This is a genomic window from Mesorhizobium sp. M0030 (assembly GCF_040323695.1).
Taxonomy (GTDB): Bacteria; Pseudomonadota; Alphaproteobacteria; order Rhizobiales; family Rhizobiaceae; genus Mesorhizobium.
Window position 1 is genome coordinate 1 of sequence record NZ_JAMYVE010000003.1, and the last position, 25,800, is coordinate 25,800.

Annotated in this window: 22 protein-coding genes; 16 read left to right on the forward strand and 6 right to left on the reverse strand. The window is 62.6% G+C overall.

Annotation, left to right across the window (positions count from 1 at the left end; translation table 11 throughout):
• Positions 1–178: 178 nt before the first annotated feature.
• From pyrH to lpxB, 11 genes are all read left to right on the forward strand, one after another.
• Positions 179–901: a UMP kinase gene (pyrH, locus tag NKJ80_RS07455; RefSeq protein WP_023671026.1), complete on the forward strand. Its 723-nt coding sequence runs from the start codon at positions 179–181 to the stop codon at positions 899–901.
• Positions 902–1,002: 101 nt separating this feature from the next.
• The gene (frr, locus tag NKJ80_RS07460; protein WP_023671027.1) at positions 1,003–1,557 is read left to right on the forward strand and encodes a ribosome recycling factor; all 555 of its coding nucleotides are present in this window, start codon (positions 1,003–1,005) and stop codon (positions 1,555–1,557) included.
• A 31-nt stretch (positions 1,558–1,588) separates the two neighbouring features.
• Positions 1,589–2,311 (forward strand): isoprenyl transferase, encoded by a 723-nt coding sequence (locus tag NKJ80_RS07465; RefSeq protein WP_031196581.1) that lies wholly within the window; start codon positions 1,589–1,591, stop codon positions 2,309–2,311.
• Positions 2,312–2,322: 11 nt separating this feature from the next.
• The gene (locus NKJ80_RS07470; RefSeq protein ID WP_352497349.1) at positions 2,323–3,138 is read left to right on the forward strand and encodes a phosphatidate cytidylyltransferase; all 816 of its coding nucleotides are present in this window, start codon (positions 2,323–2,325) and stop codon (positions 3,136–3,138) included.
• A 103-nt stretch (positions 3,139–3,241) separates the two neighbouring features.
• Positions 3,242–4,384, forward strand: coding sequence for an RIP metalloprotease RseP (gene rseP / locus NKJ80_RS07475; RefSeq protein WP_023688578.1), 1,143 nt, complete (start codon positions 3,242–3,244; stop codon positions 4,382–4,384).
• A 217-nt stretch (positions 4,385–4,601) separates the two neighbouring features.
• Positions 4,602–6,995 (forward strand): outer membrane protein assembly factor BamA, encoded by a 2,394-nt coding sequence (gene bamA, locus NKJ80_RS07480; RefSeq protein WP_023684694.1) that lies wholly within the window; start codon positions 4,602–4,604, stop codon positions 6,993–6,995.
• A 77-nt stretch (positions 6,996–7,072) separates the two neighbouring features.
• Entirely contained in the window at positions 7,073–8,131 is a 1,059-nt protein-coding gene (lpxD, locus tag NKJ80_RS07485) for a UDP-3-O-(3-hydroxymyristoyl)glucosamine N-acyltransferase (RefSeq protein WP_023684695.1), read from the forward strand.
• A gap of 1 nt (position 8,132) precedes the next feature.
• Positions 8,133–8,585, forward strand: a complete 453-nt coding sequence (gene fabZ / locus NKJ80_RS07490; protein WP_023684696.1) for a 3-hydroxyacyl-ACP dehydratase FabZ — start codon at positions 8,133–8,135, stop codon at positions 8,583–8,585.
• Between the two features lie 15 nt (positions 8,586–8,600).
• Positions 8,601–9,434 carry an acyl-ACP--UDP-N-acetylglucosamine O-acyltransferase gene (lpxA, locus tag NKJ80_RS07495; protein ID WP_023706235.1) on the forward strand — a complete coding sequence of 278 codons (834 nt, stop codon included), beginning with the start codon at positions 8,601–8,603 and terminating at the stop codon, positions 9,432–9,434.
• The gene (locus NKJ80_RS07500) at positions 9,421–10,323 is read left to right on the forward strand and encodes an LpxI family protein (protein ID WP_352497350.1); all 903 of its coding nucleotides are present in this window, start codon (positions 9,421–9,423) and stop codon (positions 10,321–10,323) included. The genes lpxA and NKJ80_RS07500 overlap by 14 nt, the downstream gene beginning before the upstream one ends.
• The gene (gene lpxB, locus NKJ80_RS07505; protein ID WP_352462509.1) at positions 10,313–11,491 is read left to right on the forward strand and encodes a lipid-A-disaccharide synthase; all 1,179 of its coding nucleotides are present in this window, start codon (positions 10,313–10,315) and stop codon (positions 11,489–11,491) included. The genes NKJ80_RS07500 and lpxB overlap by 11 nt, the downstream gene beginning before the upstream one ends.
• Before the next feature lie 132 nt (positions 11,492–11,623).
• On the opposite strand, the gene gltA is transcribed toward lpxB, so the two are convergent.
• A complete protein-coding gene (gltA, locus tag NKJ80_RS07510) occupies positions 11,624–12,955 on the reverse strand; it encodes a citrate synthase (RefSeq protein ID WP_023671037.1) in 1,332 nt (443 codons plus the stop codon).
• A gap of 180 nt (positions 12,956–13,135) precedes the next feature.
• Entirely contained in the window at positions 13,136–14,560 is a 1,425-nt protein-coding gene (gene gltX / locus NKJ80_RS07515; RefSeq protein WP_352497351.1) for a glutamate--tRNA ligase, read from the reverse strand.
• 465 nt (positions 14,561–15,025) lie between these two features.
• On the opposite strand from gltX, the gene arr reads away from it, so the two are divergent.
• The 3 genes from arr to NKJ80_RS07530 all read left to right on the forward strand — a co-directional run bounded on the left by arr (position 15,026) and on the right by NKJ80_RS07530 (position 19,061).
• Positions 15,026–15,442, forward strand: coding sequence for an NAD(+)--rifampin ADP-ribosyltransferase (arr, locus tag NKJ80_RS07520; RefSeq protein WP_352497352.1), 417 nt, complete (start codon positions 15,026–15,028; stop codon positions 15,440–15,442).
• 105 nt (positions 15,443–15,547) lie between these two features.
• On the forward strand, positions 15,548–16,423 hold the full coding sequence (locus tag NKJ80_RS07525; RefSeq protein ID WP_352497353.1) for a hypothetical protein: 876 nt from the start codon (positions 15,548–15,550) through the stop codon (positions 16,421–16,423).
• A gap of 181 nt (positions 16,424–16,604) precedes the next feature.
• Positions 16,605–19,061 carry a ComEC/Rec2 family competence protein gene (locus tag NKJ80_RS07530; protein WP_352497354.1) on the forward strand — a complete coding sequence of 819 codons (2,457 nt, stop codon included), beginning with the start codon at positions 16,605–16,607 and terminating at the stop codon, positions 19,059–19,061.
• Here the strand turns inward: NKJ80_RS07530 and lexA are convergent.
• Positions 19,055–19,837, reverse strand: coding sequence for a transcriptional repressor LexA (lexA, locus tag NKJ80_RS07535; protein ID WP_023724387.1), 783 nt, complete (start codon positions 19,835–19,837; stop codon positions 19,055–19,057). The genes NKJ80_RS07530 and lexA overlap by 7 nt on opposite strands.
• Positions 19,838–20,042: 205 nt before the next feature.
• Positions 20,043–20,807: a GntR family transcriptional regulator gene (locus tag NKJ80_RS07540; protein WP_352497355.1), complete on the reverse strand. Its 765-nt coding sequence runs from the start codon at positions 20,805–20,807 to the stop codon at positions 20,043–20,045.
• 167 nt (positions 20,808–20,974) lie between these two features.
• Between NKJ80_RS07540 and kynU the strand changes: the two genes are divergently transcribed.
• Positions 20,975–22,222, forward strand: a complete 1,248-nt coding sequence (gene kynU / locus NKJ80_RS07545) for a kynureninase (protein ID WP_023834107.1) — start codon at positions 20,975–20,977, stop codon at positions 22,220–22,222.
• A 105-nt stretch (positions 22,223–22,327) separates the two neighbouring features.
• On the opposite strand, the gene kynA is transcribed toward kynU, so the two are convergent.
• Together kynA and NKJ80_RS07555 are read right to left on the reverse strand one after the other, a co-directional pair.
• On the reverse strand, positions 22,328–23,164 hold the full coding sequence (gene kynA / locus NKJ80_RS07550; protein ID WP_352497356.1) for a tryptophan 2,3-dioxygenase: 837 nt from the start codon (positions 23,162–23,164) through the stop codon (positions 22,328–22,330).
• Positions 23,161–24,786 carry an AMP-binding protein gene (locus tag NKJ80_RS07555; protein WP_352497357.1) on the reverse strand — a complete coding sequence of 542 codons (1,626 nt, stop codon included), beginning with the start codon at positions 24,784–24,786 and terminating at the stop codon, positions 23,161–23,163. Before NKJ80_RS07555 ends, kynA begins: the two co-directional genes overlap by 4 nt.
• 166 nt (positions 24,787–24,952) lie before the next feature.
• Between NKJ80_RS07555 and NKJ80_RS07560 the strand changes: the two genes are divergently transcribed.
• Positions 24,953–25,783 (forward strand): hormone-sensitive lipase, encoded by an 831-nt coding sequence (locus NKJ80_RS07560; protein WP_023815758.1) that lies wholly within the window; start codon positions 24,953–24,955, stop codon positions 25,781–25,783.
• Positions 25,784–25,800 lie beyond the last annotated feature (17 nt).

Consider the following 25,800-nt stretch of genomic DNA (forward strand, 5'->3'; position numbering starts at 1 on the left):
CGCCCCCGCCCCCACCCCCCCACCCGCCCGGCCCGCCCCGGCACGGGGTATGGGGGCCCGGGGCGCCGCGCCACACCGCGCCCCCCTTCGTGTATCGGAACTCGGCATCGCGCCAGCGGCGGCGCCCGCGCGAGGGCGACCTGCCCAGGCTGCCACACGCAACAATGACGAGGTCCAGATGACGGCAAAGCCCCTCTATCGACGTGTCCTGCTGAAAGCGTCGGGCGAAGCGTTGATGGGCGAGCAGCATTTCGGCATCGATGTCTCGGTGGTCGACCGAATCGCCGCCGACATCGCCGAAGCCCGCGCACTTGGCATCGAGGTCGGCGTCGTCATTGGCGGCGGCAATATCTTTCGCGGCGTGGCGGTGGCATCCAAGGGCGGCGACCGCGTCACCGGCGACCACATGGGCATGCTGGCCACCGTCATCAACTCGCTGGCGCTGCGCACCTCGCTAAACAAGATCGGCGTCGATGCCGTCGTGCTGTCGGCCATCGCCATGCCCGAACTTTGCGAGAGTTTTTCCCAGCGCCAGGCCACCGCCTATATGAACCAGGGCAAGGTCGTCATTTTCGCCGGCGGCACCGGCAATCCGTTCTTCACCACCGATTCGGCCGCGGCCTTGCGCGCCGCCGAGATCGGCGCCGACGCGTTGTTCAAGGGCACCCAGGTCGACGGCGTCTATTCGGCCGATCCCAAGAAGGATCCGAATGCGACCCGCTTCGAGCGCATCAGCCATGCCGAAGTCATCAACAAGGGCCTTTCGATCATGGATACCGCCGCAATTGCACTTGCGCGCGAAAACAACATCCCGATAATCGTCTATTCGATCCACGAAAAAGGTGGTTTCGGCGATATTCTGCGGGGCGGCGGCCGTTGCACGATCGTCGCCGACGAGTGACCCGGAGTATACTCTCCTAAAAAGGGGATCAGTTTTCGAAAGCGGGTCCGAATATAGGCCCTAAGCACTGAACCCGGTTCAAACGGGTCGAGGAGACTAAGATGAGTGGTGAGTTCGACGACCTCAAGCGGCGCATGGATGGCGCGATCGCCGCCTTCAAGCACGATCTGGCTTCGCTGCGCACCGGCCGTGCCTCCAGCAATCTGCTCGACGCCATCCAGGTCCAGGCCTACGGCACCACCATGCCCATCAACCAGGTGGCGAACGTGTCGGTGCCGGAGCCGCGCATGATCTCGGTTTCGGTATGGGACAAGTCGATGGTCGGCGCGGTCGACCGTGCCATCAGAGAATCCAATCTCGGCTTCAATCCGATCGTCGACGGCACCAATCTCAGAATTCCGCTGCCCGAGCTCAACGAGCAGCGCCGCAAGGAACTGGTCAAGATTTCGCATGGCTACGCCGAGAACGCCCGCGTTGCGGTGCGCCATGTCCGTCGCGACGGCATGGACTTCTTGAAGAAGGCGGAAAAGGACGGCGACATCAGCGAGGACGATCAGCGCAAGCGCTCCGATCAGGTCCAGAAGCTGACCGACGAAACGATCAGCACCATCGATCACCTGCTTTCCGATAAGGAAGCTGAAATCATGCAGGTCTAGGGTCGGCCCACACCGGCCCGAAAGCGAGACAATGGCAACGCCCGCGCATGTCGCGATCATCATGGATGGAAACGGACGCTGGGCCAAGGCGCGCGGCATGCCGCGGCTTGCCGGCCATCGCGCCGGCGTCGAAGCGCTGCGCAAGACGGTGCGCGCCGCGCCCGGTCTCGGCATTTCCTTCCTGACCGTCTACGCCTTTTCATCGGAAAACTGGTCGCGGCCCAAGGCCGAAGTGAGCGACCTGATGGGGCTTTTGAAGCTGTTCATCCGCCGCGATCTGGCCGAACTGCACCAGAACGGCGTGCGCGTCAGGATCATCGGTGACAGGGCGGGGCTGCAGCCGGACATCAGGGGCCTGCTGGAAGAGGCCGAATCGCTGACTGCGCGCAATGAATCGCTGACCTTGGTCATCGCCTTCAACTATGGCGGGCGCGACGAGATCGTGCGCACGTCACGCAAGCTCGCAGCCGCAGTGGCGCGCGGCGAGATCGACGCAGAGGCGATCACGGCAGACACTTTTGCCGGCGCCCTCGACACCGCAGGCATTCCCGATCCGGAGCTGGTCATCCGCACCAGTGGCGAGCTTCGGCTGTCGAACTTCCTTCTGTGGCAGGCAGCCTACAGCGAACTGGTTTTTCTGCCCTGCTACTGGCCTGACTTCAGCCGCGAACACCTGGCCGACGCATTGCGCGATTTTGCTGGCCGCGAGCGCCGTTTTGGCGGGCTTGCCGCTCAAGATGTCGCTGCCTCGTGATCGGCGGCGGGATGAACAATCTTCAGCTTCGCATCGTCTCGGCGCTGGTGCTGGCCGCAATAGCGCTTGGCCTGACCTGGTTGGGAGGGCTGTGGTTCCGCCTGCTTTGCGCCGGCATATCGGCGGTCATCTTCTATGAATGGGCGCGCATGTCGCGCCCCTTGGCCGGTGCGACCCTCGGCTTCATTCCCGAAGCGCTGCTTCTGGTTTTCGTCGTCGCCCTGGTTGCAGGCGTGCCGGCATCGTGGCTTCTGTCTCTTGTCCTGGCCATGGTTGTGGTCGCTGCTGTCGGCGCCCGTATGCGTGGAGCGGCGCAATGGGATGCAGCCGGTCTTGCCTACGCGGCTTTGTCCGGCTTATCGCTGGCGCTGCTGCGCGGCGGCGACCATCCCGGCCTGGTCGCAATCCTGTTTCTGTTCGCCGTGGTCTGGGCGACCGACATCTTTGCCTATTTCGTCGGCCGCTCCGTCGGCGGGCCCAAGCTCGCGCCATCGATATCCCCCGGCAAGACGCAGAGCGGCGCACTTGGCGGCGCTGTCGGTGGCGTGGCCGCCGGCGTGCTTCTGGCTGCCGCCGCCGGGGCCGGCAATCTTGGCGTCCTCGCCTTGGTTGCGCTGGTGCTGTCGATTGTTGCCCAGGTTGGCGATCTCTTCGAATCCTGGGTCAAGCGCCGCCACGGCCGCAAGGATTCAAGCGCGTTGATACCCGGGCATGGCGGTGTCATGGACAGGGTGGACGGGCTTGTCGCGGCGGCTTTTGCCCTATACGTGATCGGCTGGATTTCGGCGGGCGCCGATCATCCGGCGCGGGGACTGTTTCCGGCTTGAGTGATATTTCACGGCGAAGAAATGGCGCACGCCACGGATTCGCCTGGATTGATGTCACAGTCGCGGCGACACCTTTCGCCGCGGGTGAATTTGAGGGCATGACTTGAACGAAATTCTTCACGCGTTTTTCAGCACGGAAGGCTTTGTCCTCGGCACGCTGGTGCCGTTTCTGTTCGTGCTGACCGTGGTCGTCTTCATTCACGAAATGGGACATTACCTCGTCGGCCGCTGGTGCGGCATTGGCGTGAAGGCCTTTTCGATCGGCTTCGGCCCCGAACTTCTCGGCTTCAACGACAGCCACGGCACGCGCTGGAAGCTCTGCGCCATACCGCTCGGCGGTTATGTCAAATTCGTCGGCGACATGAGCGCCACGTCGAGCCAGCCGAGTTCGGAAGATCTGGAAACGCTGACTGACGCTGAACGCAAGGTCGCCTTCCACACGCAACCCATCTGGAAACGCGCCGCCACGGTGGTGGCCGGACCGTTGTTCAACTTCCTTTTGACCATTGCCGTCTTTGCCGTGCTGTTTTCCCTCTATGGCCGCCCTGTGTTTGAGCCGATGGTGGCGGCGGTCACCGCCGGCAGTCCAGCCGAAAGGGCCGGCATTTTGCCAGGCGACCGATTCGTCGCCGTCGACGGCAGCAAGGTTGAGACCTTCGCCGACGTCCAACGCCTGGTCTCAGGCCGCGGCGGCGACGCCATCACCTTCACCATGTTGCGCGACGGCAAGGAGGTCACCGTCGTCGCGACGCCGGAGCCGATGGAGCAGCTGGACGCGCTGGGCAACAAGGTCAAGGTGGCCGTCATCGGCGTCGTCAACAACAAGGATGTCGGCCAGCCCAGGCTGATCACCTACAGCCCTGTCGGAGCAGTCGGCGCCGCGGTCGAGGAGACGGGGCACGTCATTCAGCGCACCGGCCAGTTCCTGCAGCGATTCGTTGTCGGCCGCGAAGACAAATGCCAGCTGGGCGGCCCCATCAAGATCGCCAAGATGTCGGGGCAGGCGGCAAAGCTGGGCTTCCTATGGCTGGTGCAACTCGTCGCCGGGCTATCGGTCGGGATCGGAATTCTGAACCTTTTGCCGATTCCCCCCCTCGACGGCGGCCACCTCCTGTTCTACGCACTCGAAGCCGTTTTCCGGCGTCCGGTATCGGAGCGGATGATGGAAATGGGATACCGGGCCGGCCTCTTTCTGGTGTTGGGATTTATGGGCTTCGTCTTCTGGAACGATCTGTTTGGGTGCTGAAATCATGAAGAAATTTGGCTTCAGCACCGGCAATGTTGAGACGCCGTTTACCATGCACGGGGGTATGCGTGACGCGAAAGCCACGCATCAGGGTTAAGTAATTACAAATTAACCTGAAGCCTTGCGTGTAGGGAAAATCCGGTTAATACGGTAGGAGAAATTACCGCACGTCCGGTTTTCTCGCCGTGGGGACTTCGAGAAAAGGTACAAAAGCCCGATGAAGGCAGCATCCAAATTTTTGAGCGCCGCGTCCGCGGTGGCTATGTCCGCCGCTCTGGTTGTACCAGGTGCGCTCGCCGTGCAGTTCGTTGCCACATCTGCGGCGCAGGCAGCCGTTGTCTCGAGAGTCGAGGTCAGCGGCAACCAGCGTGTCGACGCCGACACCATCCGCAACTACATCACGATCAAGCCGGGCAAGGCGTTTTCCAGCGCCGATATCGACGATGCGGTCAAGGCGCTGTTCGGCACCGGGCTGTTCTCGGACGTGCAGATCAATCAGGTCGGTTCGACGCTGGTAGTCAAGGTTGCCGAATACCAGGTCGTCAACCAGGTTCTGTTCCAGGGCAACAAGAAGCTCAAGGACAACGCGCTGGCAGTCGCCGTGCAGTTGAAGCCGCGCGGGACGTTCTCGCAGGCAACGCTGGACTCCGATGTCGAGGCGGTAAAGGCTGCCTACAGGCGAATTGGCCGGGATGACGCCGCTGTCACGACGCAGATCATGGATCTCGGCGACAACCGCGTGAACGTGGTCTTCAACATCAACGAAGGCGGCCGCACCAAGATCGCCGCTGTCAATTTCGTCGGCAACAGCGCCTATTCGAGCCGCCGCCTGTCCGACGTCATCGCAACCAAGCGCTCGAGCTTCTTGTCCTTCGTGCTGCGTGACGACGTCTATGACGAGGACAAGCTCCGCGCCGACCAGGAATCGCTGCGCCGCTTCTATTACAATCACGGCTATGCCGACTTCCAGGTGGTCTCAGCCGTCGGCGAGCTCGACGACACGACCAACCAGTACACCGTTACCATCACCGTCCAGGAAGGCGACCGCTATACGTTCGGCGACGTCAGCGTCGAGAGCACCATTCCCGAAGTCGACTCGAAGGCGCTGGAATCGGTGGTTCAGACCCACAAGGGCGACGTCTACAACGCCAAGAATGTCGAGGACACCATCATCGCGCTGACCGAAAAGGTCGCGGGTTCGGGCTATGCCTTCGCCCAGGTGACACCGCGCGGTGATCGCAACTTCGAGAACCACACCATTTCGGTCGTCTATACGATCGACCAGGGCACCAAGGCCTATATCGAGCGCATCGAAATCCGCGGCAACGACCGCACGCGCGACTATGTCATTCGTCGTGAGTTCGATGTCAGCGAAGGCGACGCCTTCAACCAGGTACTCATCCAGCGCGCGAAGAAGCGGCTGGAAAAGCTAGATTACTTTGAGAAAGTCGACGTTTCGACTGTCCCGGGTTCTGAGCCAGACCAGGTCGTGCTCGTGGTTGACGTAGTCGAGAAATCGACCGGCGAGTTCTCGGTTGGCGCAGGATATTCGACCGGTGGCGACACTGCGGGTCCGTCCGTCGAAGGTTCGGTCGCGGAGCGCAACTTCCTCGGTCGCGGCCAGTACATCAAGGTTTCGGCGGGTGGTGGCAAGAATTCGCGCGACTACAGCCTGTCCTTCACCGAGCCCTATTTCCTCGGGCGCCGTATCGCTGCCGGCTTCGACATCTTCCAGCAGACACGCAACTACGACCACTATGACAGCGAGACGCTGGGTGCGACGGTGCGCTTCGGCCTGCCGATCACCGACAACATCTCGACGCAGTTGGCGTACAATATCGCCCAGGAGAAGTACAAGCTCGACGACGGTTGCGATAACAATCCTGCCGTCCCGGGCAACGCCCCTGGCGACGGGATTCCCGACGCGGACTGCAACGTATCTGCGGCAATCGTCCAGGGAATTGATGAAAGCCCTTGGATCAAGTCGTCGGTCAGCCTTGGGTTGGTCTACAACACCATCGATGACATGAAGAGCCCGCATGAAGGCATCTACGCCACCACGACCATGGAAGTTGCCGGCCTTGGTGGCGATGCCAAATTCGTAAAGGTTACCGGTCGTGGGACTGTCTACCAGACGTTGTCCGAACAGCTGGACCTGGTCGGCCTGATCTCAGGCGGCGCCGGCCATATCCAAGGCTTCGGCGGTGACGGCCTGCGTATCTTCGATCAGTTCCAGAGCAGCGACCGCATGATCCGCGGCTTCGAGTATGGTGGCATCGGTCCTGCGGATATTGCAACGGGTGACCACCTCGGCGGCACCACCTATTTCAATGCGTCGGCGGAAGCTCAGTTCCCGATACCGGTCATTCCGGAAAGCTTTGGTGTGCGCGGCGCCGTGTTTGCTGATGCCGCCACACTGTATGGCAGCAAGATTAACGTCGCCGGGGTTACTCAAGCTTCAACTGATCTAGAGTTGCGCGCTTCGGTTGGTGTCGGCTTGTTGTGGTCATCGCCTTTCGGCCCGATCCGCATTGACTACGCGATGCCCGTCAAGAAGGAAAAGACCGACGACGTGCAGGAATTCAACTTCGGCATGTCGAGCCGCTTCTGATGCGTGGGTAACGATGCTTCCGGGCCGTTGGGGTCCGGAAGAGAATTGATCCGACCTAGCTGGATATTGCTTCTGGAATGACCGATCCGGTGTTCTTCGCGCCATCACGCCGGTATACGGCTGGCGAAGTCGCGAATCTGACCGGCGCATCGCTTGTCGATTCCGATTTTGCCCACATATCGATCGATGCGTTGGCGCCAGCCAATGAAGGCGGCGAGGGTGCGCTCGTCTTCGTCGACGGCAAGCGCAATTTCGCGCTGATGCAGTCGCTGAAGGCGGCGGCCGTGTTTTGTCCCGCCGAGTTCGCGGGCAAGGCGCCGGCAGGCATTGCGGTTCTGGTTCATCCGCGCCCGCAGCAGGCCTTCGCCATGATCGGCCGGCTGCTGTTCCCGACGGCGGCTACGCCGGGACCGATGACCAGCGAAACCGGGGTCTCGCCGCAAGCTCATGTCGATGCCTCGGCGCATATCGAGGCCGGGGCGATCATCGAGGCCGGAGCGGTCATCGGCCCCCGCGCTTCCATCGGCAGCGGAACGGTCATTGCCCCCCACGCCGTTATCGGCCCCTCCTGCCAGATCGGCCGTGACGGCTACATTGGGCCGGGTGTCAGTGTTCAGTATGCGCTGATCGGCAACCGCGTCATCATTCATGGCGGCGCCAGGATAGGCCAGGACGGCTTCGGCTTTGTCGGCGGCGCCAAAGGCCCTGAGCGTGTGCCGCAGGTCGGCCGCGTCATCATCCAGGACGATGTCGAAATCGGCTCGAACACGACCGTCGATCGCGGCGCCATGTCGGATACGGTCATCGGTCAGGGCACCAAGATCGACAATCTGGTGCAGATCGCCCATAACGTTCGCATCGGCCGCAATTGCATTATTGCCGGGCTCTCTGGTATTTCCGGCTCCGTCACCGTCGGTGATGGTGTCACCATGGGCGGCGGCGTTGGCCTTGCCGATCATTTGACCATCGGATCAGGGGCCAAGCTTGCTGCAAGAAGCGGGTTCATGAGCAACGTGCCGGCGGGCGAGATCTGGGGAGGCTATCCGGCGCAGCCGATGGCGGAAGCCATGCGCGAGATCGCCATGCTGAGGAAGCTCGCCAGGACGCGCAAGCAGGGCGAAGGGGGAAGTAGCTGAGATGGTGCCGGCGACGCTCGAAGCGGTCGATATATTGGGGTTGATGAAGCTTTTACCGCATCGCTATCCCTTCCTGATGATCGATCGCATCATCGAAATCGACGGCAATGATTCTGCCATCGGCATCAAGAACGTGACCATCAATGAGCCGCATTTCCAGGGCCATTTCCCGGATCAGCCGGTGATGCCGGGCGTGCTCATCGTCGAGGCCATGGCGCAGACCGCCGGCGCGATCTGCATCCGTAACCTCAACACGGAAAAGCCGTCGCTGGTCTATTTCCTGACCATCGATAATGCGAAATTCCGCAAACCGGTCGTCCCGGGCGACCAGTTGAAAATCCACGTCAAGAAAATCAAGATGCGCGGCAACCTGCTCAAATTCGCCTGCGAGGCCATGGTGGAGGGCACAAAGGCCGCCGAAGCCGAGATCTCGGCAATGATGGTTACCGGCTGACGGTTCGAAATGCTCATGAAAATACAGACTTCAATCCACCCCTCGGCCGTCATCGAGGCCGGCGCGCAGATCGGCGAAGGCGCCGCAATAGGACCTTTCTGCTATGTCGGCGCTGACGCCGTGATCGGTGACCGCGTCGAACTGGTCAGCCATGTCTCGGTGCTGGGCGCGACAACCATTGGCGCCGCGACCAAGGTCTATCCAATGGCGACACTGGGCGGACCGCCGCAGAACACCAAGCACAAGGGCGGCCGCACCACTTTGGTCATCGGCCAGAACTGCACGATCCGCGAAGGCGTGACCATGCATCTCGGCACCGATTCCAGCCGCGGCGAGACGACCGTCGGCGACAACGGCAATTTCCTTGCCTATGCCCACATTGCCCATGATTGCGTCGTCGGTAAAAACGCCACCTTCGCCAATGGCGCGACCCTGGGCGGCCATTGCGAGGTCGGTGACAGCGTTTATATCGGCGGCCTCAGCGCCGTTCATCAGTTCGTGCGTGTTGGTGACAACGCCTTTCTCGGCGGCTGCTCGGCTTTTGTCGGCGATGTCATTCCCTACGCCATTGCGGTGGGCAATCGCGCCAGCCTGCGTGGACTCAACATCATTGGCCTGAAGCGCGCCGGGTTGCCGCGCGCAGAAATCTACCTGCTGCGCAAGGCTTACAAGACCATCTTCGACCGCTCCCGCACTGTCGGCGAGAACATCGAATTCGCCAAGGCCGAGTTTGCGTCGTCGCCGACGGCCATGAAAATCATCGATTTCATCACCAGTCGCGGCAAGCGGCATTTTGCCGTCCCGTCGCTTAAGGGTGGCGACGGCGACGATGCCGATGACGAAGGCTGAGGCCACTTCAACGGGCCTCGAACTTGCGCCGGACGCCAGGGTCGGCATCATTGCCGGCGGCGGTAGCTTGCCGGTCGAAGTTGCCGCCGGCCTGGCGGAGGCCGGACATCGGCCTGTCATCATCCTGGTCGAAGGTCAGGCCGACCGTCAGTCCGACCTCACAATCTATGAGCGTGAAAGCCTTGCGCTGGAAGACATCGGCTCGCTGGTTGCGTTGCTGAGGCGCCGGCGGATCACCCATCTTGTGCTTGCCGGCGAGATCAGGCGCAGGCCGCGGTTGGTCGACATGCGTCCGAACCTTGGGCTACTGGCACTTATACCCTCGCTCGCCATGGCGCTTGCCCGCGGCGATGACGGGCTGTTGAAGATATTGACCCGCGGCCTGGAGGCACGGGGCGTCAAGGTTGTCGGTGCGCATGAAGTCGTGCCCCGGCTCGTCGCGGCCGAAGGGCCGCTGACCAAAGCAGTGCCGCGAAAGTCCGACTGGCGCGATATCGAGGCGGCACACGCGGCGGCAAAGGCCATCGGCGCGCTCGACATTGGTCAGGCGGCAATTGCCATCGGTGGCCGCACTGTTGCCCTGGAAGGCGTCGAGGGCACCCACGGACTGCTGGAGCGGACGCAGCAGTTGCGCGGCCATGGCAGGCTGGCCGGCAAGACGCGCGGTGTCCTGGTCAAATGCGCCAAGCCTGGCCAGGAATTGCGTGCCGATCTGCCATCTATTGGCCCCCAGACCGTCGAGGCGGCGCATGCCGCGGGGCTCGCCGGCATTGCCGTCGAAGCCGGCCGTTCGCTCATCCTCGAAGGCCCCGCCGTTCTCGCGCGCGCCAATGCGCTCGGCCTGTTCGTGTTCGGCCTGCCGGCTGCGGAGTCTGTCCATGGCAGCTGAGAAGCCGCTGAAGATTGCCATCGTCGCCGGCGAAGAATCCGGCGACCTGCTGGGCGCCGACATCGTGCAGGCGCTGAAGCGCATGACCGGGCGCGAGGTGCAACTCGTCGGCACTGGCGGGCGGCATCTGCAGGCGCTCGGACTGGCGCCGCTGTTCGACGGCGCCGAGATCGCGCTGATGGGGCTCAGCGCCATCCTGCGTGACTTGCCGCGCCTGATGCGGCGGATCAGCCAGACGGCAAGTGCTGTCGCCGCCGAAAAACCCGACTGTCTGATCACCATCGACAGCCCCGATTTCTCGCTGCGCGTCGCCAAAAAGATCCGCGCCGCCGATCCGTCGATCCCGATCGTCCATTATGTCTGCCCGAGCGTCTGGGCGTGGCGGCCGGGTAGGGCGGCCGCGATGAAGCCCTATGTCGACCACATACTGTGCATCCTGCCTTTCGAGGTAAAGGAGCTCAGCCGTCTCGGCGGCCCGCCCGGCACTTACGTCGGACATCGCCTCACGCATGATCCAGGCGTGCTGGGCGCGGCCAGGGCGCAAGCCCAGCCACGCGATCTCTCGGCCGATCACGTCAAGACGCTGCTCGTCCTGCCAGGGTCGCGGCGCGGCGAGGTGAGCCGGCTTATCGGTCCGTTCGGCGAGACGGTGTCGGCGCTGCGCGCGCGTGGCCACAGGCTGCGGCTGTTGCTGCCGACGGTGCCGCATGTCGCCGAACTGGTCAAAACATCGGTGGCGCGCTGGGATCAGGAGCCGGAAGTCATCCTCGATCCCGAGCGCAAGTGGCAGGCCTTCGGCAAGGCCGATGCGGCGCTGATCGCGTCTGGAACGGTGTCACTGGAACTGGCGATGTCGGGTGTCCCGATGATCTCTTGCTACAAGTTCGATCCGATCATGCTGATGGCGCAGAGCCTGATCACGGTGTGGAGCGCTGCTTTGCCCAACCTTATTGCCGACCGGCCGGTCGTGCCGGAAAGCTACAACCAGTATGTGCGGCCGCACTATCTGGCGCGGCAGCTCGAGGCACTGTTCTCAGACACCGCCTACCGCGCTTGGCAAAAGGACGGCTTTGGCGAGGTTGCCAGACGCATGGCCACCGACAGGCCCTCCGGCGACATCGCCGCCGATGTCGTTCTTCGCCACATCGGGAGAGCGAATAGGGCTTAGCGAGTGAATAGTGAATAGTGAATAGTGAATAGTGAATAGGATTAACGAGCTCTCGACTATAATCAAGCTGCTACTTACTACCTGCTATTACTACCTGCTATTCACTACTTACCATTCACCATTCACTCTCTTTCACCTTTTCGCAATCGGCACGTAGTCGCGTTCCGGGGCGCCGGTATAGAGCTGGCGCGGGCGGCCGATCTTCTGGTGCGGGTCCTCGATCATTTCCTTCCACTGCGCGATCCAGCCGACGGTGCGCGCGACCGCGAACAGTACGGTGAACATGGTGGTGGGGAAGCCCAGCGCCTTCAGCGTGATGCCGGAATAGAAATCGACGTTCGGATAGAGCTTCTTCTCGATGAAGTAGGAATCGGTCAGCGCGATCTTTTCCAGCTCCATGGCGATGTCGAGCAGCGGATCGTCCTTGATGCCGAGTTCGCCCAGCACCTCATGCGCCGTCTTCTGCATGATTTTCGCGCGAGGATCGTAGTTCTTGTAGACGCGATGGCCGAAGCCCATTAGCCGGAACGGATCGTTCTTGTCCTTGGCGCGGGCGATGAATTCCGGGATGTGGTCGACATGGCCGATCTCGCCCAGCATGTTGAGCGCCGCTTCGTTGGCGCCGCCATGCGCCGGGCCCCACAGGCAGGCGATGCCGGCGGCAATGCAGGCGAACGGATTGGCGCCCGACGAGCCGGCAAGGCGCACCGTCGAGGTCGAGGCGTTCTGTTCGTGGTCGGCGTGCAGGATGAAGATGCGCTCCATGGCGCGCGCCAGCACCGGATTGATCTTGTATTCCTCGCACGGCACCGCAAAGCACATATGCAGGAAGTTGGCGGCGAAGTTCAGCTCGTTCTTCGGGTAAATGAAGGGCTGGCCGATATGGTATTTGTAGGCCATGGCTGCAATCGTCGGCATCTTGGCAATCAGCCGCATCGAGGCGACCATGCGCTGATACGGGTCCGAAATGTCGGTGGAGTCGTGATAGAAGGCCGACAGCGCGCCGACCACGCCGCACATCACAGCCATCGGATGCGCGTCGCGGCGGAAGCCGGTGAAGAAGCGCGACATCTGCTCGTGCACCATGGTGTGGCGCGTCACCCGGTAGTCGAAATCGTCCTTCTGTGCCTTGGTCGGCAGTTCGCCGTAGAGCAGGAGGTAGCAGACTTCGAGGAAGTCGCCATGCTCGGCCAGCTGGTCGATGGGATAGCCGCGGTGAAGCAGGATGCCGGCATCGCCGTCGATGAAGGTTATCGCCGACTCGCAGCTCGCCGTCGAAGTGAAGCCGGGATCGTAGGTGAAGGCGCCGGTGGTGTTGTAGAGCGCACCGATGTCGATGACGTCGGGCCCGACCGAGCCGCTCCGCACCTTGAATTCATGCGTCTTGCCGGCCAGTTCGAGCGTGGCAGTCGACGGGTGCGTCGTCTTGCTGCCGGTTTCCAGTCTCGTCGCAGCTTCGCTCATTCTCAAACTCCTTCATCTTCCTCATGCCGGCAAGGCAATTCCTGCAAACGACACGTCGAAATCACCGGAATGCGCGAACTCGCCACCGCATTTAGGAAGTGCGTGCCAGATTGGGCCAAGGCCTAATGTTGCACTGCGAAACCCGCCTTTCAATGCCAATCTTTTTGGGCCAGCTCGCTCCTAATCGATTTGATCCGCAATCCGCGTCAGGCTTTCCTCGCGGCCAAGCACGGCAAGCACGTCGAACACGCCGGGCGAGGTGCTGCGGCCGGTAAGGGCCGCCCGGAGCGGTTGGGCCACGGCGCCGAGCTTGTGGCCGCCGGCCGCTGCGAACTTGCGCACCGCGGCTTCAGCCGCGGCAGCCGACCAATCGCCCGAAACAGTCTGCAAAGCGGCATGTGCGCCGCGCAGGATCGCGCGCGCGTCGGCACTGAGCAGTGCTGCCGCCTTCTCGTCGATCGGCAGCGGCCGCTCGACGAACAGGAAGGCAGCGCCATCGGCCAGTTCCACCAGCGTCTTGGCGCGCTCTTTCAGGCCCGGCAAGGCGGCCAGCAGCTGCGCCTTCCTGGCGTCGTCGAGACGGGCGGCGATAGCAGATCCGCCTTCGAGGTATGGCAGAGTGGCGACGAAAATGTCGAACAGCTCGGTATCGGCCATCTTGCGCATATGCGCGCCGTTGATCGACTCGAGCTTGGCGAAGTCGAAGCGCGCCGCACCCTTGTTGACATCGCCGATGTCGAACCACGAAATCATGTCCTTGATCGACATGATCTCGTCGTCGCCATGGCTCCAGCCGAGCCTTGCCAGATAGTTGAGCAGTGCCTCGGGCAGATAGCCCATGGCGCGATAAGCCTCGACACCGAGTGCGCCGTGCCGCTTCGACAGCTTGGCGCCGTCGGCGCCGTGGATCAGCGGGATATGCGACATCGACGGCACGTCCCAGCCCATCGCGTTGTAGATCACCGTCTGGCGCGCGGCGTTGGTCAGATGGTCGTCGCCACGGATGATGTGGGTGACGCCCATGTCATGGTCGTCGACGACGACGGCATGCATGTAGGTCGGGTTGCCGTCCGAGCGCAGGATGATGAAATCGTCGAGGTCCTTGTTGGGGAAGCGCACCTCGCCCTGCACACGGTCGTGCACCACGGTTTCGCCCTCGGTCGGCGCCTTGATGCGGATGGCGCCCTTGACGCCGGGAGGCGCCTCCGAGGGGGCACGATCGCGCCACTGGCCGTTGTAGCGCGGCGGCAAGCCCTTGGCGCGTGCGGCCTCGCGCATCGCCTCGAGCTCGGCGGGCGTCTCGTAGCTGTAGTAGGCCTTGCCCAGGCGCACCAGCTCCTCGGCCACCTCACGGTGGCGCGGCGCGCGCTCGAACTGCGATATGGCCTCACCGTCCCAGGAAAGGCCGAGCCAGGTCAGCCCATCCAGAATGGCCTGTGTCGCCGCCTCGTTGAAGCGTTCGCGGTCGGTGTCCTCGATGCGCAGCACCATCGTGCCGCCGGTGTGCCTGGCGTACAGCCAGTTGAACAGCGCCGTGCGCGCGCCGCCGATATGCAGATAGCCGGTGGGCGAGGGGGCAAAACGGGTGACGACCGTGTCGGACATGGAACTCTCGGGAAGCCTTGGAAAACGGAGCGTGATCGCGCGGACTTTCGCGCTTTGCGCGTTCATGTAGCATAGGGGGTCTGGGGCGCAAGGGGCAGACCCGATGGCTGGATGAGACCGGGGGCACGTCGGCAATTATCGGTTGCGTCAACTGGCGGTGGAGCCTTGTAGCACAAAAATCTGTTCGCACCTCCGCGCAACCTCATTTGGCAGCAGCGTCAATGTCTGGGTTTCATTCGGCTGCAGCGCCCGTCACAGTGCCTGGAACATCGCTGCGACGGTGGTAGCCCCCTCTGACGAGCGGACATTTCTTCACCGATGCGGCACTGCCCGACTACAACGCCGCCGTGACAGCGTTGGCTTGGTCACGCATATTGACCTTTCTGCAATCATTATCGTGAACACCGCAACTGTGTGCAGGCCGGTCTCGCCACGAAGGAGGCATGATTGAAAGAAGGACTACCGATGACCGAAAACGCCGACCATACGGAGGGTGATCCGTTCTACCATGGTACCCGGGCGGATTTGAAACCCGGGGATCTGCTGAGCGTCGGCCACCCTTCCAATTTCAGAGGTAAACCACTGTCATGGATCTATTTCACCCAGACACCGGAAGCCGCCATCTGGGGAGCAGAGCTTGCAACGGGTGACGGTCGTCAAAGGATTTACATCGTAAAGCCGACGGGGTTTTTTATGGATGACCCTAACCTGACCGACAAAAAATTTCCCGGTAATCCGACGAAATCCTACCGCTCCCGTGATCCGTTGCTCATCCTGGGTGAACTCGGTGAATGGCAGGGTCATACACCGGAACAATTGAAGGCAATGCACGATGGGCTTGCTCGCCTGAGAGCGGAGGGCCAGGATATGATTGAGGATTGAGCGTCCTTGGCGGGTCAATTCCGGCGCGGTGGACGCGACCGCACGGACTTTCGCGCTTTGCGCGTTCATGTAGCATAGGAGGTCTGGGGCGCAAGGGAAGACCCGATGGCTGGACGTGGCCGGGGGCACGAAGGCACCGTGAATTCAGCTAAAGCCTGTAGCTCCGTGCAACGGCATTTGGCAGAGACCACAGCAAGGGAATTGGTCATTGGGGGTGAGATGAGTGAAGTGTCAGAAACGCCAAGGAAGGCAAAAGGCTCGCGCTGGGTGGCCGGCGGTTGGATCGTGACGGGAATCTACGTTCTGCTTGTCGCTTGGGCGCTGGCGTCGGGAGGCTATGTTGAGTTCAAGACGCCACTTAGCCTGAATGATTTCGCGGCTGTGCTGACCGGCGTTTTCGCCCCTCCTGCGTTTCTATGGCTGGCCGTGGCCACCATGGTGCAATCGGGAGAACTCGCCCTACAGCGTGAGGAGCTACAACTTACCCGGCAGGAATTTGTCCAAAGCAGAGAGGTCGCTAAGGAGCAAGCTCTGGAGGCCAAAAATCAGGCGCACTTCATTGAAGTTCAAACTGGCATCTTTGCGAGTGACGCAGCGGATCGTCATCTCGATGCAATGCTGCAAAGCTTAGTCGAACTTTTGCTCCAGAAATTCCAAAACCCTATGGTGGTGCGAGCGTCCAACGGCGACACTCAGCAAATCAGGGGCCTCGCCTCTGGAGATGTCCACACTCTCGGCGGTATGGTCGATAGCGTGCGCGGATCGACGTCTGATCTCCGCAAGATGCTCATGGTCTACCCGGATGCCAAAGTCTACATACTTCCTGGCCCGTTGAAAGCGCTTAAAAGCACAATTGGCGAGCTAAGGGCACATATCCCGGGCGTCTCTGCTGCTAGAAGGGCGGTCCTCGCCGCCTCCAATTTTCGCGGCTTCCTTCACGACGCGGACTACATTCTCAGTGTTTCGTTCACAGGAACGTGACAACTGAGCGCCGGGTTGTCGGTGTGTTCATGCTTGAGGAGGACTTACGGCGCGCCTTGCTGCAGGACTTTCGAGAGGAGTGAAAGCGCGGTGGGTTTGATTCTAACGCACGACCGCACGGACTTTCGCGCTTTGCGCGTTCATGTAGCATAGGAGGTCTGGGGCGCAAGGGGCAGACCCGATGGCTGGACGTGGCCGGGGCACGAAGGAAGGCGAAGGCGCCGAGGCAAGCGTCAGCGAACGCTCGCTGTTTGCCGATAGTCCCTATGCCGAGCCGCTGCCCCTCGCGCTGCCTGAGCCTCATCCCGGCGTCGCGCCTGCGCTGCCCGGTCACCCGTTGCCGGCGCAAGTCACAGCGCCCGGATCTATCGCCCGTCTGCGCAGACGGCTTCGCCGTCCGTCATGGCCCGCGCTCCGCCGCAGCCTTGCCGTGGCCGCCAACACGGAGCTCGACCGGGGCGTCGCCTTCCTGCTGGTGCCGGTTTTCCTGGCGGCCGGCGTCATCATTTATTTCTCGCTGGCCGGCGAGCCCGGCTTTGCGCAGCCAATCGCCATTGTGGTGCTGGCGACATGTTGCGCTGTCGCCACGCGATCGCGGCCGAGGACGCATCTGTTCTGCATGGCCGCGATGCTGTGCGCGCTCGGCGTCGTCGCCGCCAAAGTCGAGACCTGGCGCGCCGGAACGCAGATGCTCGGCTCCGACATCCAGACACGGCTGACCGGCCGCGTCGTCAGTCTCGAACAGATGGAAAGCGGCCGCATCAGGCTGACGCTCGACGTGGTTTCGACCGCTTACCCCGAGTTGCGCTACGCCCCGGAGCGGGTCAGGCTCTCGGCGCGGACCGTTCCCGCCGATATGACCGCCGGCTGTCTGATCGCCGGCTATGCCAGGCTGTTGCCGCCGACCGGTCCGGTGCGGCCGGAGAGCTACGATTTCTCCTTCGACAGCTATTTCACCGGTATCGGCGGCAGCGGCTTCTTTCTCGGCAATCCGAAAACCATTGCTACGCAGGGACCGCCGCCGCTGACCGCGCGGCTCTCCTCGGCAATCGAGAACGCGCGCGAAAACATTGCCGACCATATCAGGGGCAAGATCGGCGGCGCCGAAGGCGAGATTGCCGCGGCGTTGATTGTCGGGGTGCGCGCTGGCATCCCGAACGAGGTCAACGAAGCGATGCGGCGCACCGGCATCTACCACATCATCTCCATCTCCGGCCTGCACATGGCGCTGGTTGCCGGCACCATCATGGCGTTGCTGCGTGGCGCCTTTGCGCTGTTTCCCGATTTCTCTTCGCGCCGGCCGGTGAAGAAATATGCGGCCGCGGCAGCGCTTGTCTCGATCGCCGCCTATCTCGTTATTTCAGGCGTCGTGGTTGCCGCCGAGCGCAGCTTCATCATGCTGGCGGTCATGCTTGTCGCCGTGCTGTTTGATCGCGCCGCACTCACCATGCGCAATCTGGCGATCTCCGCCATCGCCGTCATCCTGGTGTCGCCGCACGAGGTGGTCGGTCCCAGCTTCCAGATGTCGTTTGCCGCCACCGCCGCCCTTGTCGGCGCCTATGCCGGCTGGGCCGATTACCGCGCCGACAAGGTGAGAACGCCGCCGGCAAAGCGCTCCTTCGTCGGCTTCCTGTCGCGAAAGTTCGCGCTGGCCATGGGCGGCCTCGCCATGACCTCGATCATCGCCGGCAGTGCAACCTTGCTGTTCGCCATCTGGCATTTTCAGCGTGTGTCGCCGCTCAGCCTGATCGCCAATCTGGCCGTGATGCCGATTGTTTCGTTGATCGTCATGCCCTTTGCCGTGCTCAGCGCACTGGCGATGCCGTTCGGCGCCGACGGGCCGTTCCTCTATGTGATGGGCAAGGGTCTGATGGCGATGATCGCTATATCGGCCTGGATTTCCGAGCGCTCGCCGGTCGACGCCGTCGGGCTGATCTCCATCCGCTCGGTGCTGTTGGTGGCGGTCGCCCTCGTCATCGCCACCATGGCCACCACCTGGCTCAGGTTGGCGGCCGTGCCTTTCGCGCTGGCCGGCCTGTTGACGGTGCCGCAGGTGCTTACGCCCGACGTGCTCATATCCGAGGATGCGCATCTGGTGGCCATGCCGATCGGTGGCGGCGAACTCGCCCTCAACCGCGAACGCTCCAACGAATTCACCACGGACAATTGGAAACGGGCGCTGCGGGCCGAAACCATTATCCCACCTGAGATTTTCGAGGCAACAGATACGCGGTTCGATCTCGATCCGCTCGATCTGCCGCCCGGCTCGCCCTTCTATTGCACCGGCGATCTCTGTATCGCCCGGCACCCTTCCGGAGCCATTGTAGCGCTTGCGAAAGACCGCAAGACGGCGCGGCCGGCCTGTGCCTTCGCGAGCCTGATCGTCATCGATGACGCCACCGCCTACAATCCGTGCCGCGACCCGCTGGTGCTGGTCGTGACTAAGAAACAGCTGGCCCGCGACGGCAGCGCCGCCGTCTTCTTCGATCCGCAATCGGCAGCGGCAGCGCCAACCATCCGCTTCGCCGTCGACAAGCCGTATCGCCCCTGGCACGAGCAACGCCGCTTCTCCCGCGAAGCGCGCGGCCTGCCGCCTTACAACCAGCGTGAAAAGTACAAACCCAAGCCGGCTCAGTAGCGCCGGATCAATCCGACAAGCTTGCCCTGCACCTTCACCCTGTCCGGTCCAAAAATGCGGGTCTCGTAGGCCGGGTTGGCGGCTTCCAGGGCGATCGAGGCGCCCTTGCGGCGGAAGCGTTTCAGGGTCGCTTCCTCATCGTCGACCAACGCCACCACGATCTCGCCGGGGCTGGCTGTGTCGGCATTGCGGATGATGACCGTGTCGCCATCGAAAATGCCGGCCTCGATCATCGAATCGCCCTTAACCTCGAGCGCGTAGTGTTCGCCGCCCATGATCATGTCGGGCGGCACCGAGATCGAATGGGTCTGATGCTGGATGGCGTCGATCGGCACGCCGGCGGCGATGCGTCCCATAACCGGGATTGAAATCGCGGAAACGGCATCGTCATTGCCGGCCGACATCGAACGCGACGGCGAGCCCGGCTTGATCTGGCGGCCGAGACCGCCTTGGCCCATCGCGCCTTGTCCCTGGCCGCCTTGCCCTTGGCCGGTTTGACCAAGACTGCCCTGAATGACGCTCGGCGAAAACTTCCTCGCCGCATTGAGGCCTGGTGCGATCGAGTCGGGTAGCCGCAGCACTTCCAGCGCGCGCGCCCGGTTCGGCAGCCGGCGAATGAAACCGCGCTCCTCAAGCGCTGTGATCAGTCGGTGGATGCCGGACTTGGAGGCGAGGTCGAGCGCTTCCTTCATCTCGTCGAAGGACGGCGGGATTCCGCTCTCCTTCAGGCGTTCATGGATGAACATCAGAAGCTCATGTTGTTTGCGCGTCAGCATCGCGGCCCCCAAGGGTTCTGAAACCAGAATCGGAAAAAACAAACCCAGAACAAACACTATCTGTTCCAGTTGTGTTCCGCAACCTTTTAAAGTTTAATGAATGTGTTGACGTTTTGTTCAGCGTAACGTTCGGCGCTGCGAGCGCCGCCTGCGCCCAGTTGCCAGCAACGGGGTGAAACGAAGACAAAGTGCCCTGCGTCGTCGGTTACGATCGCCGCTTCCCTTTCGGACTGGGCTGCGCAGCATCCGCGCCGGGTTCGCTCTGGGCATAGACCTGCAGCGTGGAGCCGATGTGAGCGGTCATCAGAGTTTTCGCACGTTCGACGTCGCGATCGAGGGCCGCTTCCATCAGGGCGGTATGGTGTTCGATCGCCACGGCGTCGCGCAGGGCCGCCACGGCCTTCCGGTGCCCATCCGTGCGGCCGGCGGCGGCGCGCAGCGTGGGGGCCAGACCCAGAAAGCGGTGATGGCGATGCAATTGGTCGGAAATCGTTGCATTGAAGCGCAGCAGCCAGCTGGATGTCGCGGCACTGAGCAGCGCCGCATGGAAGGCATCGTGTTTTTCGTACCACGCGTCGACCGCATCATCCGATGGATCGTCGAGAACAGACCCGCACCGTGAGAGACGATAGTGGGCGGCAACGACCGCGTCTTCCCACTCACGGTCGCCTTTCTCGATCGATTCCACCAGCAGGGGCAGTTCGACCACCAGCCGCGCACGCGCCAGATCCTCGAGCTCCGCCCGAGAGACGGGAGCGACCGCAAACCCGCGGTTGCTGATGGCGGTCACAAGCCGTTCCGCCTCCAGCCGCGACAGCGCTTCGCGCAACGGCGTCCAGCCGATGCCGTAGGTGTTGCGCAACGTGCTCAGCTTCAACGGCGCGGCAGGCGCCAGCCGGGTCGCAAGAATATCGCGCCTGAGCAGGCGATAGGCCACTTCCGTCTTCGAGGTCTGCTCGTCATCCAGCATCGTGATCCATCAGTCATAAACGCTCGGCGGATCATTATATATCAAAGCCTTTCAATGGGTGAATTATATATAATGTTTGACAGTTCAAGGGCGACCACTCAAGATCGCCGGCATGTTTGGGCGGCAGGCTCCGCCGCGCGCGTTTGTCCATGGAGGGGCGCCGGATCATGAGCACGACACCCGATCTCGCTACAATCGAAGCAATGGATGCCGCCGATCCGCTGCGCTCCATGCGCGAACGCTTTGTCTTGCCGCAAGGCGTAATTTATCTCGACGGCAATTCGCTGGGTGCCGCGTCACCAGCCGTCTTCAGCGAATTGCAGCAGGCCGCCACGCAGGAATGGGCGCACGACCTCATTCGCGCCTGGAACACCGCTGGCTGGTTCAACATGCCGGTGGAACTGGGAGATCAGCTCGGACGACTGATCGGCGCGGCTGACGGGCAGACGGTGGTCTGCGACACAACCTCGATCAACATCTACAAGTTGCTGCACGCCGCGCTCGGCATGCGGCCGAATCGGTCGGTCATCGTTGCCGAGGGCGACAGTTTCCCGACCGACCTCTACATGGCCGAAGGCGTCGCCTCGACCCGGCCGGGAACGCGGCTGCGGCTGGAGGGCGTCGACGCGGCCGCAATCGAGGACCTGATCGACGACAGCGTTGCCGTCATCCTGGTCAACCACGTCAACTACAAATCCGGCCAGTTGCGCGACATGGCGGCGCTGACGCGCAAGGCACATGACGCCGGCGCGCTGATCATCTGGGATCTCTGCCACACCGCCGGCGCCTTGCCGGTCGAACTCGACCGTGCCAATGCCGATTTCGCCGTCGGCTGCACCTACAAATACCTCAATGGCGGCCCGGGCTCGCCAGCCTTCATCTACGCGGCCGAGCGCCACCATGACGATGCCCACCAGCCGCTCAGCGGCTGGTGGGGCCATGCGCGGCCCTTTGCCTTCGAGCAGGGCTTTGCCGTCGGCAGCGGCATTCGCCGCTTCCTGTGCGGAACGCAGCCGGTGCTGTCGATGCGGGCGCTCAAGGGCGCGCTCGATATCTGGAACGACATCGATATGGCGGCGGTGCGCAGAAAAAGCATCGCGCTGACCGACCTGTTTATCCAGCTCGTCGAAGCCAGATGCGGCGCCTACGGGCTTGAACTGGAAAGTCCTCGCGACGGCAGCCAGCGCGGCAGCCAGGTGTCGTTCCTCCATCCGCATGGCTATCAGGTGATGCGCGCGCTGATCGAGCGCGGCGTGATCGGCGATTTCCGGGCGCCGTCGACCATCCGTTTCGGCTTCACGCCGCTCTATGTCGGATATGGCGATGTCTGGCAGGCGGTCGAAGTCCTGGAGGATATTCTGCGCACCGGCGCCTGGCAGGACGCCCGCTTCGCGGTGAAGACCGCGGTTACGTGAGAAACTAGAGCAATTTCAGGAAAAGTGTGAAGCGGTTTTCCGTCCGAAATTGCGTCAACCAAAGAGCTAGAGCATTTCGCCGTTTCCGTTAAACGGTGAAATGCTCTAGAGCCGGGTGCGGACCGTCCAGAGCTCCGGAAACAGCACGACCTCCAGCATCTTCTTCAGATAGGAGGCGCCTGAGGTGCCGCCCGTGCCGCGCTTCAAGCCGATGATGCGCTCGACCGTGGTGACGTGGTTGAAGCGCCAGCGGCGGAAATAATCCTCGAAGTCGACCAGCTTCTCGGCCAGTTCGTAGAGCATCCAGTAGCGCTGCGGGTCGCGGTAGACGGTTTGCCAGGCAGCCAGCACTTCTTCGTTCTCGGCGCGCGTCTCGCGCCAGTCCGTGCGACTGGCGTCGGCGCCGATGTCGAAGCCATTGCGCGCCAAAAGCAGAAGCGCCTCGTCATAGAGCGACGGCGTGGCCAGGATGGCTTCCAGCCTGTCCGTAAGGTCGGGCCGGTGCTTGTGCGGCCCGAGCATGGCAAGGTTGCGGTTGCCGGCCATGAACTCGATAGCGCGGTACTGCCACGACTGGAAGCCCGAGGATTGGCCGAGCGCGTCGCGAAACTCGGTGTATTCGCTTGGCGTCATCGTGCGCAGCACGTCCCAGGCATTGTTGAGCTGCTCGAAGATGCGCGCGACACGCGACAGCATCTTGAAGCTCGGTTCGAGGCGGTCGGCGCGGATCGAGCGGATCGCGGCGCCGATCTCGTGGAGGGCCAGTTTCATCCACAATTCGGATGTCTGATGCTGGATGATGAACAGCATCTCGTCATGGGCAGAAGACAGCGGCGCCTGCGCATCGAGCACCTTGTCCAGCTGCAGATAGTCGCTGTAGGACATCCGCTCCTTGAACGACATCTGCGCGCCATCGGACGCCGGATCGTGCGGCTTAATCAATTGATCTTCTCCGCGCGCAACCGGAAGCGCTGGATCTTGCCGGTCTGGGTTTTGGGCAAGGCGTCGATGAACTTCACCGAACGCGGATATTTGTAGGGCGCGATCGTTGCCTTGACGTGGTCCTGCAGGCGTTTGACGGTCAATGCGTCCGGCGAAACGCCTTGCACAAGCACGATATGCGCCTCGACGATCTGGCCGCGTTCGCCGTCCTCGGCGCCGGTCACCGCGCATTCGGCGACGTCGGGATGCGAGAGCAGCGCCGCTTCGACCTCGGGGCCGGCGATGTTGTAGCCGGCGCTGACGATCATGTCGTCGGAACGCGCGGCGAAGTGGAAGAAGCCATCCTCGTCCTGCGTGAACGTATCGCCGGTGAGATTCCAGCCGTCGCGGACATAGTCCTTTTGCCTGGCATCGGCCATGTAGCGGCAGCCGGTCGGGCCGCGCACCGCCAGCCGGCCAGTAGAGCCGCGCGGCAACTCCCGCATCTCGTCATCGACGATGCGTGCCTGATAGCCGCCGACGGGTTTGCCGGTGGAGGCCGGCTTCATGTCGTCGAAGCGGTTGGAGATGAAGATATGCAGCATCTCGGTGGCGCCGATCCCATCGAGGATCGGCTTGCCGGTCTTCTCAGTCCATTCCTCGAAGACAGGCGCCGGCAGCGTCTCGCCCGCCGAAACCGCGACGCGCAGCGAGGACAAGTCAGCGCCTTGATCCATGGCCTTGAGCATGGCCCGATAGGCGGTTGGAGCGGTGAAGGAAATGGTCGCTTTGTAGGTCTCGATGATGTGGATCATGTTGGGTGGCGTCGCCTGTTCCAGCAGCGTCGCCGCGGCGCCGAAGCGCAGCGGGAAGATGGCGAGCCCGCCAAGACCGAAGGTAAAGGCAAGGGGCGGGGAGCCGACGAAGATGTCGTCGGGCGTCACCTCCAGGATTTCGCGGGCATAGGCGTCGGCGACGATCAGCAGGTCGCGGTGGAAATGCATCGTCGCCTTCGGCACGCCGGTGGTGCCGGAGGTGAAGCCGAGCAGGGCGACATCGTCGCGGCCGGTGTTGACGGCAGTGAAGGTGACCGGCTTGTCGAGGGCGGCGCGGTCGAGTTCCGCGTCATGGTTGGCCGTGCCGTCGAAGCCAATGACCTGCTTGAGATACGCACTGCCCTTGGCGCAGGCGATCATCTCGTCCATCAGCCTTGTATCGCAAAGCGCAACCGTGATTTCCGCCTTGTCGACGATCTTGGCGAGTTCGCCGGCGCGCAGCATCGGCATGGTGTTGACGACCACCGCGCCAACCTTGGTGGCGGCCAGCCAGCAGGCGACCATGGCCGGATTGTTGGCCGAGCGGATCAGCACCCGGTTGCCCGGCTTGACGCCATAATTCTCGACCAGGGCATGGGCGAGCCTGTTGGTCCAGTCGGACAGTTCCTTGTAGGTGCGGCGGCGGCCATTGCCGATCAGCGCGGTGTGGTCGCCGAACCCTTTTTCGACCAGCCTGTCGGTCAATTCGACGCCGGCATTTATGTGGTCGGGATAGTCGAAGCCGTCGAGCAAAAACTCCGGCCATTGCTCCGGCGGCGGCAGGTTGTCGCGCGTGAATGTGTCGATATGCGCTGATGGCCCAAGCATTTTCGGCTGCCCCTGTCTGCCTCGCGCCCATGGCTGAACAAGGCGCAGGATCGCACCAGTCGAAATTTGTTTCAAGCCTAAAATGTTTTTAGGTCGCAGGATTGACGCCGCCCTGTTCGGCGGCCATTCCTGTCGACTGAACTGAAGCCATCCGGGAGGGATGCAGATGCTCCAACATCGTGTTGCCGATTGGGACAATGCCTACGCCAACGGCGACAACATTGCCGGCAGCAATCGCTGGCCGGCCGCGTGGGACACACCGGCACAGGCTTTTCGCGACACAATGTCGGCGTCCGGTCGGGCCAAGCTCGACATCGCCTATAGCGACAGCCCGCGCAACAGGCTCGATCTGTTCCTTCCCGATGTCATGCCCAAAGGGCTCGTCGTCTTCATCCATGGCGGTTACTGGAAGGCGTTCGACAACAAGCCATGGTCGCATCTGGCCAACGGCGCGGTTGCCAATGGCTTTGCCGTGGCAATGCCGACTTACACGCTTTGTCCCGACATACGCATTTCCGGCATCGTCAGGGAAATCGCGGCGGCGATCGGCAAGGCGGCGACGATGGTCGGCGGGCCGGTGATCCTGACCGGGCATTCCGCCGGCGGCCATCTCGCCTCCAGGATGGTGACGACAACGACGCCTCTGGCCGCCGATGTGGCCGGCCGCATACGCAATGTCGTCTCGATCTCCGGGGTTCATGATCTGCGGCCGATCATGCGGACGGGGATGAACGCGACACTGGCCATCGATGAAGCGGAAGCACTGGCCGAAAGCCCGGTTCTGCTGCGCCCCATGCAGGGCGCGCGCATCACCTGCTGGGCCGGCGGCGGCGAGCGGGCGGAGTTCCTGCGCCAGAATGCGCTGCTTGCCAACATCTGGATCGGCCTCGGCGCCACGACCAGCACAGTGGTCGAGCCGGACCGGCATCATTTCAGCATCGTCGACGGGCTTGCCGATCCGACACATCCGCTGACGCGGACATTGCTGGCGGAGTAACAACCAGTCTTATCTCT

What these genes read in the sequence shown, in the direction of transcription:
- NKJ80_RS07560 (WP_023815758.1), top strand. Translation starts at nt 24,953, where the DNA reads ATGCTCCAACATCGTGTTGCCGATTGGGACAATGCCTACGCCAACGGC.
- kynU (WP_023834107.1), top strand. Translation starts at nt 20,975, where the DNA reads ATGAGCACGACACCCGATCTCGCTACAATCGAAGCAATGGATGCCGCC.
- NKJ80_RS07500 (WP_352497350.1), top strand. Translation starts at nt 9,421, where the DNA reads ATGACGAAGGCTGAGGCCACTTCAACGGGCCTCGAACTTGCGCCGGAC.
- NKJ80_RS07540 (WP_352497355.1), bottom strand. Translation starts at nt 20,807, where the DNA reads ATGCTGGATGACGAGCAGACCTCGAAGACGGAAGTGGCCTATCGCCTG.
- NKJ80_RS07555 (WP_352497357.1), bottom strand. Translation starts at nt 24,786, where the DNA reads ATGCTTGGGCCATCAGCGCATATCGACACATTCACGCGCGACAACCTG.
- NKJ80_RS07530 (WP_352497354.1), top strand. Translation starts at nt 16,605, where the DNA reads ATGGCTGGACGTGGCCGGGGCACGAAGGAAGGCGAAGGCGCCGAGGCA.
- gltX (WP_352497351.1), bottom strand. Translation starts at nt 14,560, where the DNA reads ATGTCCGACACGGTCGTCACCCGTTTTGCCCCCTCGCCCACCGGCTAT.
- pyrH (WP_023671026.1), top strand. Translation starts at nt 179, where the DNA reads ATGACGGCAAAGCCCCTCTATCGACGTGTCCTGCTGAAAGCGTCGGGC.
- NKJ80_RS07525 (WP_352497353.1), top strand. Translation starts at nt 15,548, where the DNA reads ATGGCTGGACGTGGCCGGGGGCACGAAGGCACCGTGAATTCAGCTAAA.
- arr (WP_352497352.1), top strand. Translation starts at nt 15,026, where the DNA reads ATGACCGAAAACGCCGACCATACGGAGGGTGATCCGTTCTACCATGGT.
- gltA (WP_023671037.1), bottom strand. Translation starts at nt 12,955, where the DNA reads ATGAGCGAAGCTGCGACGAGACTGGAAACCGGCAGCAAGACGACGCAC.
- fabZ (WP_023684696.1), top strand. Translation starts at nt 8,133, where the DNA reads ATGGTGCCGGCGACGCTCGAAGCGGTCGATATATTGGGGTTGATGAAG.
- lpxD (WP_023684695.1), top strand. Translation starts at nt 7,073, where the DNA reads ATGACCGATCCGGTGTTCTTCGCGCCATCACGCCGGTATACGGCTGGC.
- lpxA (WP_023706235.1), top strand. Translation starts at nt 8,601, where the DNA reads ATGAAAATACAGACTTCAATCCACCCCTCGGCCGTCATCGAGGCCGGC.
- bamA (WP_023684694.1), top strand. Translation starts at nt 4,602, where the DNA reads ATGAAGGCAGCATCCAAATTTTTGAGCGCCGCGTCCGCGGTGGCTATG.
- NKJ80_RS07465 (WP_031196581.1), top strand. Translation starts at nt 1,589, where the DNA reads ATGGCAACGCCCGCGCATGTCGCGATCATCATGGATGGAAACGGACGC.
- frr (WP_023671027.1), top strand. Translation starts at nt 1,003, where the DNA reads ATGAGTGGTGAGTTCGACGACCTCAAGCGGCGCATGGATGGCGCGATC.
- NKJ80_RS07470 (WP_352497349.1), top strand. Translation starts at nt 2,323, where the DNA reads ATGAACAATCTTCAGCTTCGCATCGTCTCGGCGCTGGTGCTGGCCGCA.
- lexA (WP_023724387.1), bottom strand. Translation starts at nt 19,837, where the DNA reads ATGCTGACGCGCAAACAACATGAGCTTCTGATGTTCATCCATGAACGC.
- lpxB (WP_352462509.1), top strand. Translation starts at nt 10,313, where the DNA reads ATGGCAGCTGAGAAGCCGCTGAAGATTGCCATCGTCGCCGGCGAAGAA.